This window comes from Levilactobacillus fujinensis (assembly GCF_003946335.1).
GTDB lineage: Bacteria > Bacillota > Bacilli > Lactobacillales > Lactobacillaceae > Levilactobacillus > Levilactobacillus fujinensis.
Genome location: NZ_RHNX01000003.1, coordinates 73,554 through 86,023, shown reverse-complemented (window position 1 = coordinate 86,023; position 12,470 = coordinate 73,554). Strand labels below are relative to the sequence as shown.

The 12,470-nt window shown below is 49.6% G+C and carries 11 protein-coding genes; 7 read left to right on the top strand and 4 right to left on the bottom strand.

Going from position 1 to position 12,470, the window contains the following annotated elements; all coding sequences use genetic code 11:
- Positions 1-732, top strand: a complete 732-nt coding sequence (locus tag EKM89_RS01885; RefSeq protein WP_125685467.1) for an L-ribulose-5-phosphate 4-epimerase — start codon at positions 1-3, stop codon at positions 730-732.
- A 565-nt stretch (positions 733-1,297) separates the two neighbouring features.
- Here the strand turns inward: EKM89_RS01885 and EKM89_RS01880 are convergent.
- The 3 genes from EKM89_RS01880 to EKM89_RS01870 are packed head-to-tail and all read right to left on the bottom strand — an operon-like array spanning position 1,298 to position 3,507.
- Entirely contained in the window at positions 1,298-1,765 is a 468-nt protein-coding gene (locus tag EKM89_RS01880) for a YhcH/YjgK/YiaL family protein (RefSeq protein ID WP_125685466.1), read from the bottom strand.
- A gap of 23 nt (positions 1,766-1,788) precedes the next feature.
- Positions 1,789-3,036 (bottom strand): MFS transporter, encoded by a 1,248-nt coding sequence (locus EKM89_RS01875; RefSeq protein ID WP_125685465.1) that lies wholly within the window; start codon positions 3,034-3,036, stop codon positions 1,789-1,791.
- A gap of 12 nt (positions 3,037-3,048) precedes the next feature.
- Positions 3,049-3,507, bottom strand: a complete 459-nt coding sequence (locus tag EKM89_RS01870; protein ID WP_225421792.1) for a YhcH/YjgK/YiaL family protein — start codon at positions 3,505-3,507, stop codon at positions 3,049-3,051.
- Positions 3,508-4,038: 531 nt separating this feature from the next.
- Here EKM89_RS01870 and EKM89_RS01865 point away from each other — a divergent pair.
- From EKM89_RS01865 to EKM89_RS01840, 6 genes are all read left to right on the top strand, one after another.
- Positions 4,039-5,223 carry an MFS transporter gene (locus EKM89_RS01865; RefSeq protein ID WP_164510478.1) on the top strand — a complete coding sequence of 395 codons (1,185 nt, stop codon included), beginning with the start codon at positions 4,039-4,041 and terminating at the stop codon, positions 5,221-5,223.
- 913 nt (positions 5,224-6,136) lie between these two features.
- Complete coding sequence (locus EKM89_RS01860) at positions 6,137-6,652, top strand: TetR/AcrR family transcriptional regulator (protein WP_125685463.1); 516 nt, start codon at positions 6,137-6,139, stop codon at positions 6,650-6,652.
- Entirely contained in the window at positions 6,652-7,710 is a 1,059-nt protein-coding gene (locus EKM89_RS01855) for an ABC transporter permease (RefSeq protein ID WP_125685462.1), read from the top strand. The genes EKM89_RS01860 and EKM89_RS01855 overlap by 1 nt, the downstream gene beginning before the upstream one ends.
- A gap of 3 nt (positions 7,711-7,713) precedes the next feature.
- The gene (locus EKM89_RS01850; RefSeq protein ID WP_125685461.1) at positions 7,714-8,385 is read left to right on the top strand and encodes an ABC transporter ATP-binding protein; all 672 of its coding nucleotides are present in this window, start codon (positions 7,714-7,716) and stop codon (positions 8,383-8,385) included.
- A gap of 437 nt (positions 8,386-8,822) precedes the next feature.
- Positions 8,823-10,184, top strand: a complete 1,362-nt coding sequence (locus EKM89_RS01845) for a sugar porter family MFS transporter (protein WP_125685460.1) — start codon at positions 8,823-8,825, stop codon at positions 10,182-10,184.
- A gap of 356 nt (positions 10,185-10,540) precedes the next feature.
- A complete protein-coding gene (locus tag EKM89_RS01840) occupies positions 10,541-11,314 on the top strand; it encodes an SDR family NAD(P)-dependent oxidoreductase (protein ID WP_125685459.1) in 774 nt (257 codons plus the stop codon).
- Between the two features lie 217 nt (positions 11,315-11,531).
- Here EKM89_RS01840 and EKM89_RS01835 read toward each other — a convergent pair whose 3' ends face one another.
- Positions 11,532-12,332, bottom strand: coding sequence for a hypothetical protein (locus EKM89_RS01835; RefSeq protein WP_125685458.1), 801 nt, complete (start codon positions 12,330-12,332; stop codon positions 11,532-11,534).
- Positions 12,333-12,470: the final 138 nt, after the last annotated feature.

Below are 12,470 nucleotides of genomic sequence, written 5' to 3'. Positions count from 1 at the left end.
ATGCTTGAACAACTCAAACAAGAAGTCTATGACGCCAACATGCGTTTACCACAACTCGGTCTAGTCGCATTCACTTGGGGCAACGTCTCCGGTGTTGACCGTGAAAAAGGTCTTTACGTCATCAAACCTTCTGGTGTCGATTACAACGACTTGAAGCCAGAAGACATGGTCGTTGTGAGCCTAAAGGATGGCAAGGTCGTTGAAGGGGACATGAACCCGTCAAGCGACACGCCAACCCACACGTACCTGTACAACCATTTTCCAAACATCGGCGGTATCGTGCACACGCACTCACCTTGGGCCGTGTCATTCGCCGCAGCTAAAATGGATATTCCAGCTATGAACACTACGCACGCCGACACTTTCTATGGGGATGTGCCTGCCGCAGATGCTTTGACCAAAGAGGAAATCGAAGAAGATTACGAAGGCAACACGGGGAAGACTATCGTGAAGACGTTTAACGAACGCGGTATCGACTACGAGGCCGTTCCTGCAGCCTTGGTCAGCCAACACGGTCCCTTTGCTTGGGGCCCAACACCTGACAAGGCCGTATACAACGCCAAGGTGCTAGAAGTCGTCGCTGAAGAAGACTACCACACGGCACAATTGACCCGGGCCAACCGTGAATTACCACAGTACTTGCTGGACAAGCATTACCTCCGCAAGCATGGCGCCAACGCCTACTATGGCCAGAACAACGCGAAGTCAAAGGACCATGCGGCTCGCGAATAAGCTTTAAAATGATTTTCTAAGGGATCAACCTAGTGATGGGCTGGTCCTTTTTTGCTATCTTGTATAAGAATGGTCGCACTCGGTTGCCGAGGATTTCGCTGGCTGACTGGGCACGCCCGAGAAGCGCATAGGTTATACATGAATGCGTGTGGTATGTTCTTACTCATGCCATGACTGAACGCCGTGAGTGGCCAGTTGAGGATAGATAGGCGTTGTCTGTCACAGTTATTGAAGACGTATAGAATCAGATTAAGCGTGATGACGACCGCCAGCAAGGCCAGCTAAAAAACACAACCAGAACGGTTCTAGGGTTTAACGAACGTAACGTCTCATCAGGAGCAATAGGAGGCCAGGGATGTAACCGGCCGATTCGGAGGACCATTTCTCAGTCCGGAGCGTCCCCACAGCAGGTAGAATTCTTGGTAGCCGCAGGCGGGAATTTTACGTAAAATGGCTCTTTGACCTTTAACTCGCTGAACAAAAAAAGACATCAACGACCAAGTTCAGGTCATTGATGTCTTTTTCAAATGGTGTGCCCGATGCAAGGGGGGAGCACTAGTAAAACCTAGTTGATGGCGATCTTAACGCAAAGCTTGTGGTTGTGACCAACCTTGCCATCAACCATCCCATGAGCGGCATGTAAGTCGGATGGGTCGAAGATGGCGTAGTGACGGTCAGTCAGGAGAGCCTTGCTATGGAAAGCAGGGTGACCAAAGCGTTGGATTTCTTCCTCTGGATCGTAAGGACTAACGGCTTCGGCAGTGCCTTCGTCGGCCCAACGAACCCATTCAGCACCGGTGATCATGTAATGAATGTCGATGTGGTCGCGGTGGGTTTCGTAAGTCATTTCAGCGTAGTCGCGGGTGTCGTATTCTTGGAAACGAAGTTCAACGCCGTCAGCGATAACCTTGTTGCCAATGGGTTCTGCTAATAATTCTTCAGTTGAACGGGCGTCTAACCAGTCCAAAGCGGTCTGAATCCGTTTTTCGATCTTTTCGTTACGTTGGTGACTCTTGCTTAGTCCAAATTCCATGAGTGATTTCTCCTTTAGTATAGTTAGTTATTTTTATCTGCGTCGGACTCACGTACAAAGAGTAAGGCGACCACAGCGATAATCGGGAAGGCAGCGATAGTTAGGTATGAGGTGACATAGCTACCGGTTGAAGCTAACAACTGGCCCAGTAGGACGGGGGCCAAGAAGGACCCAACTTGGTTAAAGACGTTGATGAATCCGGAAACGGTCCCCCGTTGGTCGGCTGGTGCGACTTCAACGGACAAGTTGTTGGTGATGGTACTGAACATGAAGGCCCCAACCCCCATGGCACCTGTCCAGAAGTAAAGCATGGCGAGGTTACCTTGTGGGGTCAACGCGAATCCAACGATGGTTGGCGTGAAGATGGCCATGAAGATAGCGGCCCAGATGTGACGAGATAATTTAGAATGGTCGGAGATCCAACCCGCAACGATCATGGAGATAACGGATGTGATCCCGAAGATGGACATGGCGGTTCCGGCGGTGACCAGACTGAACTTCAAACTCTTAACGATGAAGAGGTTGGCCCAGTTGGTAACGCCCCATTTAGCACCGGTAGCGAATAAACCGGTAATGGCTAACATCCAAACGGAACGGTTGTTGATGGCTTTGCGTAAACGGGCCATAGATGATTCTTGTTCAACCTTCCCGTTAGCTTCCTTAATACCAAACTGTTGTGGAAACGGCGGATTACCCTTGAGAGCGAAGTAAGAGAAAATCAAAGCAGCCAGTGGGAAGAATGCGGTTACCCCTAAGGCAGCACGCCAGCCGTAACGAACCATGACAGTTGGGGCGTACAGGTTGATCACAGTCAACCCAAATGAGGTACACGTGTTGAAGATCCCAGTAGCAGTCGCCCGTTTCTTACCATCGAACCATTCGGTGATAATCCCTAAACAAGCAGATAAGTCAGGACCACTGACCAGCCCTAAGATGAACCGTAGGGCTAACCCATCCCAGTAACCGTGCATGAAGACCATGGCAATCATGACGATCAAGTTACCGGTAACGGCGGCAAGCAATAACTTCTTGTAACCGAACTTGTCGGCGAGCATCCCACCAGGCAGCACCGTGATGGCGTACCCAATGTAGAAGGCAGTTAAGTATGAGTTCCCTTGTTGCACGGTGAAATGTAAGGAATCGATGGCTGAAGGCATGATGGTTGCCCATGACAGCCGAGTGATGAAACTAATTAAGAACGCCAGCCAGATGCCGGCGAGGACCATAATCTGGCGACCGGTCCATTTTCCATGTGTCGCAGCATTATCCATGATGAAAGCTCCTTATTTACCTAATTTCAAAACGATTTTTCTAACGTGAGTCGGTTGGTCGATGAGACCGTTAGTCCGGTGTGGTTCGTGCATACCAATCAAAACGAAATCTCCCTTGTGCAGGTGAATCTGATTGAAAGCCGTTGGCCGCTGGACGTATTGAATGTCGCGTTCATCGTTGTAATCGCTGATGCCAACGTAGTTCGTGTCGGGGGCAACGTCGATACGTTCTTCGCCTTCCACGATGTAGTGGAGGTCCAGACGCTTGTTATGGATTTCAAACTCGAAGTCTTCGATCGGTTCAGTATCGTATTCTAACGTTTGGACGTAGAAGCGTTCACCATCTTGATGGCTCCGACCTAGGGGAGTTGCCGTTAAATCAGTGCTTTTGAGGAAGGATACGGCTTCTTGAATCCGTTCGTAGTCCTGAGCGTCAAATGAATCTAAATTTACGAATAGCAATGCGTTCACTCCTTTTCGACTGTAGTTAAGCGATTAACAAACTTTGAAAATAAAAAACGGTTTTATGATTGCTGTTGTGAAAGCATTTATGAATGATTAAGTGGTTCTTGTTAAAACGTGTTAATCGCTTAACCAACTTTACAAGGGTAATTGTAAACGATTCCAATTTCTTTTGCAACCCTTTTGCCGGAATTTCACAAGCGATGAGGCGTTAAAATGACGGTTAAATCGACCGGAATGGGCGACAAGCCTACATTCTAAAATAAATTTCGTTTATCAAATAAATTATTATTTTTGAAATTCACAAGTCCAATTATCGTTGATTTACGGGTTGGTTAGGCGGTTAACCTATTTTAACCAATTAACCCTAAAACTGCGAGCCGTCCGGTCGGAATTGCGCTTAGACGCGCAGACGGTTGCTGGACTGGGAACTTGTTATGAATGCGCTTCAAGCTCAGCTTAGAGCGTAACCGCTATCATTTTGGCGTTGGTTTTCAATTCCAGCGAAAAAGGCTACACTATTTTGAGGAGGTTATTTCAGTGAAGACACAAGCAGCATTATCACGTCGTACAATTCTTTTAATGGCCGTGGTGACCGGGGTCATCGTGGCTAACTTGAACTTTATTCAACCCATCGAGAACTTGATTGCAGCCGACTTCAACCTATCAAAGGCCGTCGTCGGGATGCTCGCCATGTTAACGCAGTTGGGATACGCGTTTGGCCTGCTCTTGATTGTGCCGCTGGGCGACATTTTTGATCGCTATCATTTGATCCAGTTCATGATGATCCTATCGATTCTTTCCATGTTACTCGCATTTTGGTCGCCCAATGCCGGTGTTTTTGCGGTCGCCACCACGCTGGTCGGCATCACGTCGGTCGCACCACAGATCATCATTCCCTACGCCGGGTACTTGGCCCCCAGTCTGCAACGGGGAAAGGTGCTGGGCATCGTGCTTAGCGGTCTGCTGACTGGAATCTTGCTGTCGCGGTCGTTCAGTGGCTTGCTGGGGAGCGTCATGCCGTGGCAGGATATCTACCTGATTGCGGCGGCCATCGACCTGGTCTTCTTGGCCATCGTCCATTTTCGTTTGCCACACGACGCACGGGGGCATCAGGATCTGAACTATTTAAAGGTGATTGGGATGTTGCCGAAATTGTTCATGACGCAACGCGAGCTTCGGGGATCGGCCATCAACGGGTTCTGTCTGTTTGGCATGTCCAACGTTCTCTGGTCCACGTTAGCATTTTACCTGGCGGCGCAATACCATTTGGGTAGTAACGTTGCTGGCCTGCTTGGTCTATTAGGCATCGCCGGCGTCTTGGCGGCGCCAATGATCGGGAACCTGGTCGACCAGCGCTCACCGCGGTTAACGGTTGGACTGGGCATGGCCTTTTCTGGGATTGCGTTTGTGATCTTCTGGCTGCTTGGCCACTGGTTATTCGGTTTAATTGTCGGCATTGTTCTGCTTGATCTGGGGACCCAGTTCAGTCAGGTTTCCAATCAGGCCATCGTCCAGTCGCTGAATCGGCGAGAAAGTAGTCGGAACAATTCTGTGTTTATGTTCAGTTACTTTCTGGGCGGGGCAATTGGGACCTTGTCCGCAACCTGGGCGTGGAGTCACGCCGGGTGGACGGGCGTCTGCGGCGTGGCCGTGGCCTTCCTGGTCATCGCCATCGCCGGTCATCTTCTGATTGGTGAACCGGAACATCTTAATGTAGAGTAACTAAAGAAGATTCTAAAACGTTTATTATGACGGGTGTAACAATGAGGCTAAAACTGGGCAACATTGTCCAGTCATCGCCTTACCGGCCAGCAGATATGGGCTGGATCGGTGCGAACACAACTTGAAGCCTCGAAAGTGCCGAGTCTCCAAGCTTGGTTTTCTACTAAGCCAGTGGGGAAAGCACCCCCTGACTAAGTAGAAGGACGCGCCTGAGCCCATATCTGCCGGCCTCTCGGCTTACTTGGTTGTTCTGAGGCAGCATGGATTATGCCAATAGAAACGTTATTGACTTACGCTAAAGGCTAGCACTCATCTGGAACGCAACGTTTGAAATGGACGAGCACAAGCGGAATCCTTGGCGGTCGGAGTGTGGCTGTTTCCACGAATTTAGCGGCGATAATCCTCACTGTCGCAAGCGTAACATGAATAGTTTGTCCTGCAACGTCTAGTAGCGTGAGGTGCAATGCAAATCGGTTAGAAATGACCGCGATTTTGCTCAAATGAATTATAGGTGTGGCATCCGTTTCGCGGAGAGTTTTTAGTTAGTCGGATGGCAATGGGCCTGCTGGCGGATTCAATCGACCAGTGAAGTCGTGTTCAGTGGCCTGGTTGCCGGCTATTCGTTCATAAGTTGTAGCAAGGAATATCGAGAACGCTATGGTGAAATTTATTCCTGATTGCGTTGAAGTAGTCATAACTATGAATAGATTCGGTCAGTATATCCAGTAAAACTTAAACAAACCAATAAATAATCGACGATGTGGTGGGTTCAAACCATATCGCCGATTTTATTTTTGACTACAGTTGACACGGTGTCACCTGCATGGTAAACTGCTTTTTGTACATAAGTGACACTGCGTCACTTTAGAGAGGATACGAATTTAAATTTAGCTTTACCGAAAGGAGACAGCTTATGCCTTCAACAACTTTTGTTCATTTAACCGCTGAAAAACAGGCGCGGGTGACGGCAGCCTTGCTGACCGAATTTTCCGCACACGGCTTGGCCGATGCTCAGGTGGCTCGCATCGTGACCGGCGCTGGCATCGCGCGCGGGGCCTTCTATAAATATTTCGATGACCTGACCGACGCCTACCAGTACCTTTATCATACGGCCATGCAGGAGATTCACCGTGACTTTGACGTGACTCCCAGTGGTCAATTTCAACCGCAACCTTACTACGATGCGGTCGAACAATTTGTCGATCACTTTACCAATAGCCAGTACGACCAGCTGATTCGGCGGCACTACAGTGAGAACGAAAGCTTGTTGCCCGAACGACCGGTGCCGGTGACCTTGCCGGCTGCGGACTGGGCGGCGATGACCTTGAGTCACGCGACGATTAAAGAAATTATGTTGCAACCGGCCGACAGAGACACAGCACTGGCCCGTTTCCAACAAACGCTGTCGCTGTTAAAGGAGGAACATTAATGTTTTTAGCCTTAAAGGAAATTCGCCACGAGAAGCTCCGGTATGGGCTGATCATCGGTATGATCGTTTTAGTCACGTACCTCGTATTCGTCTTGAGCGGACTGGCTTACGGTCTCGCCCAACAGAACACACAGGCTATCTCCTCGTGGGATGCCAGTCGGGTTGCTCTCGATAAGGACGCCAACGACAGTCTGTCACAATCGTTAATTACCAGTACAACGGCGAAGAAGGTCAACATGACCAGCCACGAAGCTTACTTGGGGCAAGCCGGGGTCGTTGCCAAGGCCAAAGGGCAAGCAAAACTATCTGCACAATTTCTGGGGATTTCTCGTGATCAATTTATTTATAAAACGATCAAGGTGACGAGTGGACACAAACCAGCTAAAGCCAATCAAATCATGGTCGACGATAGTTTTAAGGCTAACGGCTATGCGCTGGGCGACAAGGTCACGCTGAACTCGACCAGCAGCAAGTACACCATCGTTGGCTTTACCCATAATGCCAAGATGAGTGTGGCGCCAGTGGTTTACGGGTCGCTCGGGACTTGGCGGACGTTGAGTCACGTGACCAGCGATTACAAAGCCAACGGGATCGTGTCCAACGACGCCAATTTTTCGGCGAAACATGGATTGGATACGCTGAGCATGAGTCAATTTATCAACAAGCTGCCCGGTTACTCCGCACAGAACACAACGTTTACCTTCATGATCGCCTTTCTGATGATCATCGCGATGGTCGTTATTGCCGTCTTTCTGTACATCTTAACCATGCAAAAGTTACCGAATTACGCTGTTTTACGAGCGCAGGGGATCCCCGCTAAGGTGCTGGTCACGACGACCATTAGTCAAGCACTCCTGCTGGTTGTGGGTGGCCTGGCAATCGGCGCCGCACTGACACTGGCAACTGTTCTGGCACTACCCGCGGGCGTGCCGATGAGTTTTAATCTTCCCTTATTAGGGGGCGTCACGGCCGGCATTCTGTTGACCGGCGTGATTGGGGCGCTGATTCCCGTCAAGATTATTTTAAACGTTGACCCCGTCAGCGTGATTGGAGGATAAGCGATGCCAGCATTAGCATTAACAAATGTGAATAAAAAATTCGGCCACGCAACCAACGAGGTGACCGTCTTACACGATATTAGTTTCGAGGCCAACGCAGGTGAAGTGAGCCTGGTTCTGGGACCATCTGGGTCGGGGAAGAGTACCTTCTTGACGATTGCTGGGGGCATTCAGACGCCCACGTCCGGATCGGTCGTCGTCGAAGATAAGACGCTACAGGACTTATCCGGTAAGGCCCGCGATGCGTTGCGGCTCAATCAAATCGGCTTTATTTTACAGGCCTATAATCTGGTGCCATATCTCACTGTGAAGGATCAATTCAAATTGGTCGACCGGGTCAAACCACAGGGTAACCTAGATGCAGTAGCGCTGGACGAGCTGTTAGCCCAACTGGGTATTGGGGAGCTGATCGATCAATTTCCGACCGAACTTTCCGGTGGGCAAACGCAACGGGTCGCCATTGCGCGGGCACTGTATCAGAATCCAGACATCATCTTGGCCGACGAACCGACGGCAGCGCTAGACAGTGACCGGGTCAAGGTCGTTGGGCAGCTGCTACACGACTTAGCCAAACAGCATAACAAGGCCATCGTGGTGGTGACGCACGACTTGCGGCTCCAAGAGTTCGCTGATAAGACCTACATGATCATGGACGGCAAAATGACTGTGGCTTAGGATTGGCAACGTGGGGTGAGCCCAGGTAGTGTGTTCATAATTCGTTAAACTTTTTAGAGTAAAACTGGTCTGACCATGATTGTCAGGCGAAAGTTTCATGCATCCTGTACGGACCAATTCAACCTAGTCTAAATATAGGAACACTATTTCCGTTAACTAGTCTTAATGACCGGTTAACGGAATTTTTTTAACTTTTTTTCTGGTGGAAGCATGTGTAAGACCACACATAATTGGTCTAGTGAACTCACTTTTTGCCGTCATGACCGTTCCCGTTTTACATATCCTTTACAATAAATTGGTATAGACTGATTTGGGTCGATTACGTGCGGTCTGATTGAACAAAAGGCTGTTAAATCACCATCGTAAGCGTTTACACAAGTGCGTACAAGTGTTATCTTATATCTGCTGATTATTTACGAAAGGTGAGGACATTATTCATGAACCGACATTTAAGTACGTTTTTTATTTTCACATTTGGTGCGTTAGGAGGCCTCCTATTTGGATTTGATACGGGGATTATTTCTGGGGCCTCACCACTGATTGAAAATAGCTTTCAGTTGGACATCGCTCAGACCGGATTCATTACGTCTTCTGTATTGATTGGGTCTTCGGTCGGGGCATTGGGCGTCGGGCCGTTGGCTGACCGCTTTGGTCGTAAGCGACTGTTGATTTTAGCGGCGATCCTGTTTCTCTTGGGGTCTTCACTCTCCATGGTCGCCGTGGGTTTCTGGTCCATGGTCATCGCCCGGATCATCTTGGGTTTTGCCGTGGGGTCCGCTTCGGCGTTGACACCAGCGTACCTGGCCGAACTGGCGCCCGCAGAACGGCGGGGGTCGTTGGGAACGCTCTTTCAACTCATGATTACGCTGGGGATTTTACTGGCATACGTGTCTAACCTGGGTTTCCTGAATCACAACTTATTGGGCGTTCGCGACTGGCGCTGGATGCTGGGGTCCGCGTTGATTCCAGCTGCCATGTTACTGATTGGGGGCTTGATGCTACCCGAATCACCACGATTTTTGGCTGAAAAGGGCCATACTGAAGAAGCCCTGAGCGTTTTGAAAATGTTGCGTAAAAATACGGCCGATGATCCCGAAAAGGAATTGGCCGACATCGAAATGGTTGCACACCAGCCTAAGGGTGGCGTCAAGGAACTATTTACGATTGCCCGTCCGGCCGTGATTGTGGCCGTGGGTATCATGTTGCTCCAACAATTGGTCGGCATCAACTCCGTCATTTACTTCTTGCCCCAAGTCTTCATTAAAGGTTTCGGTTTCGCTGAAGGTAGCGCCATCTGGATCTCGGTTGGGATTGGGATCGTGAACTTTGTCGTTACCGTCTTGGCAACGTTTATCATGGATAAATTCAACCGCAAGACCTTCCTGATGTTTGGGTCGATCGTCATGGCCGTGTCACTGGGAATTTTAGCGGTACTGAACTTTACCGTCAACATTCACGCGGCGGCCATTCCAACCATGATCTTAATCGCCATCTACATCTTCGGGTTCGCCATTTCCTGGGGACCAATTGCCTGGGTCACCATTGGAGAGATCTTCCCATTGAGTGTCCGGGGGATTGGGTCATCGATTGGGTCCGCCGCAAACTGGATTGGTAACTTCTTAGTTTCCCAATTTTTCTTGGTCATGTTGTCTTACTTCCACAACAACGTCGGTGGCCCGTTTGCCGTCTTTGCGGTCTTCGCCGTGCTGTCAATGTTCTTCGTCCACTACTTGGTTCCCGAAACGCGGGGCAAGTCACTGGAAGAAATCGAAATGGAATTACGGCACCAAGCAAAATAGCTTCATAAGCATGAAATGAAAGCTCGGGGGAATGTCCCGAGCTTTTTTGCTGACCGGCATGGTACACTGAGGTTATTACACCCAAGGAAAGTTTCAAAACGCGTATTATGAGTGTTGTCGCAATGATACTGAGACTAGAACTAGACGACTTTGTCCAGTCAGCGCCTTACCGGCCGGCAAAGATGGGCTGGAACGGTGCGAGCGCAACTTGAAGTCTCAAAAATTCCAAGGCTCCAAGGATGGCAGGCCCCAGTTAAAGGCAGGCTATTAACGAGCTGGATTAGCAAAGGAATTGTGTTGGTGGGCAACAGGTGTTACTTTGAAACGCACGTATTGTTAAAGGAGATAAAAATAGAATGACAAAATTTGATCGTCAGAGTTTTTCACTACACGGCCAAGTGGCATTGATTACCGGTGGTGCGCACGGATTAGGTAAATACTATTCGATTGCGTTAGCTGAGTATGGCGCGGATATCATGGTCGTGAGCCAGTCACAACGCGGATGGGATGACATTCGCCAGGCCGTGGAGAGTTATGGTCAACGGATTAGTTTCTTACAACAAGACATCACCGAGTCCGGGGCCGCTGAAAAGGTGGTCGCCGCAACGGTAAAAGAATTTGGGCAGCTGGATATTCTGGTCAACAACGCCGGTATTCAGATTCGCAATGACGTGCTGGACTTCGAGGATGCGGACTGGCGGAAAGTGATCGACACCAATTTGAACGCGACCTACTACCTCTCCCACGCGGCGGCCAAGGTCATGGCCGACCAAAAGCACGGTAAAATCATTAATATTGGTTCGATGCAATCGTACCGGGCGGGCAAACGAATCTTTCCGTACGCCGCCAGCAAGCATGGGGTGGTCGGACTGACTAAGTCGTATGCCGATGCCTTGGCACCATACCACGTACAGGTCAACGGGTTAGCACCGGGCTATATCAGTACCGATATGACCAAGCCGCTACAAGAAGATGCGGTGCGTGGGCCAGAGATTGCCGGCCACATTCCCAACGGCGAGTGGGGTGTGCCAACTGACTTGATGGGGCCAATGGTCTTTCTGGCCAGCAGTGCTTCGGACTATGTGACTGGCGTCATGTTGCCGGTCGATGGTGGGTACTTGTTGCGGTAGAATATGCAAAAAAACGAGAGTGGGACAAAAGGCGATTAGCTGGCGAGCATTAAGGCGGATAGCCGAATAATCCCGGGCTTGGATTATTTGGTTATCCGTTTTAAGCGGAGTCAGCTAATCGCCTTTTGTCCCACGTTTCAGCAACGTAAATTTGGAGATAGCACAGGAGTCTGGGGTTTGTCCCAGACTCCTGTGTTTTTGTTGACTTAAAAAAAGGTTAGTCGATATAGACCCAACCGCCATGAACCAAGCGATAGTAAGCGTCGGTGTCGTCGCCATCGGCGTCCACACCGGTCTGATCCCACCAAGTAATTTTTTTCATGTTGAAGCCCTTAGGCAAGACGGCCTTTCCTGAGTATGGGGAGGCCTGAGAAATAACTGATTCGTAGTCGAGCTTTTCTGAATTGTAGGGGTAAACGCTCAGGGCGTCTTTGTTCGTGGGGGTGACTTGCGCACTTTTTCCGTTAAACAAGACATCTAGGGTAGTGCTAGACGTGGCGCTGCGCTTTACTTGTAGGGGATGTAAATTGTCAGTCAGTTTAAAGACAGCCTTGGTGTGTGGTTGACCGCTATAAAATTTCTGTGAGCCATCCATGTAAATGTCCGCATAACCTGGTCGATAGGTCGATGTCGAGAATTGACTGAACTTAGCAAATTTAAAATTGGCGGGTTTCGTGGGATGCTTACCATGGGCGTACCAGTAGTAAACGTTTTTCTTACGGTTAACGGCGTAAGTATAGGTGCCGTTAGTCGTGTATTTTCCAGAATGTAACACCCAAAGGTTCGGTCCCTTTTCGCGCCGCAGCAGATAATATTTCCCAGATTTCGCGACGGACTGGCTGACGACGTGCTGGGTCCGGTTATTAATTTTCTTGACCGTCACGTCCTCAGTAAGCGTGACCCACTGAATTTTTTTCCAGGTATCGGCCTGCGCCGTGATGGGAAGGCCGATAGCTAATAAAAAGCTGACGACCAAGGAAAGACAGAAAATTCGGGTGGTGACTGTTGATTTTTTCAATAGGGAACTCCTCCTCCAACAGGACGACACTTGATTAGTCAAATGTGTCGTTTGAATTGAGTGTAGCAGACTTGTCGGGAGGATACCATGGGGAGTACGGAGAAAAATACATGGTTGGACCAATCAGCGGCGCTCCGT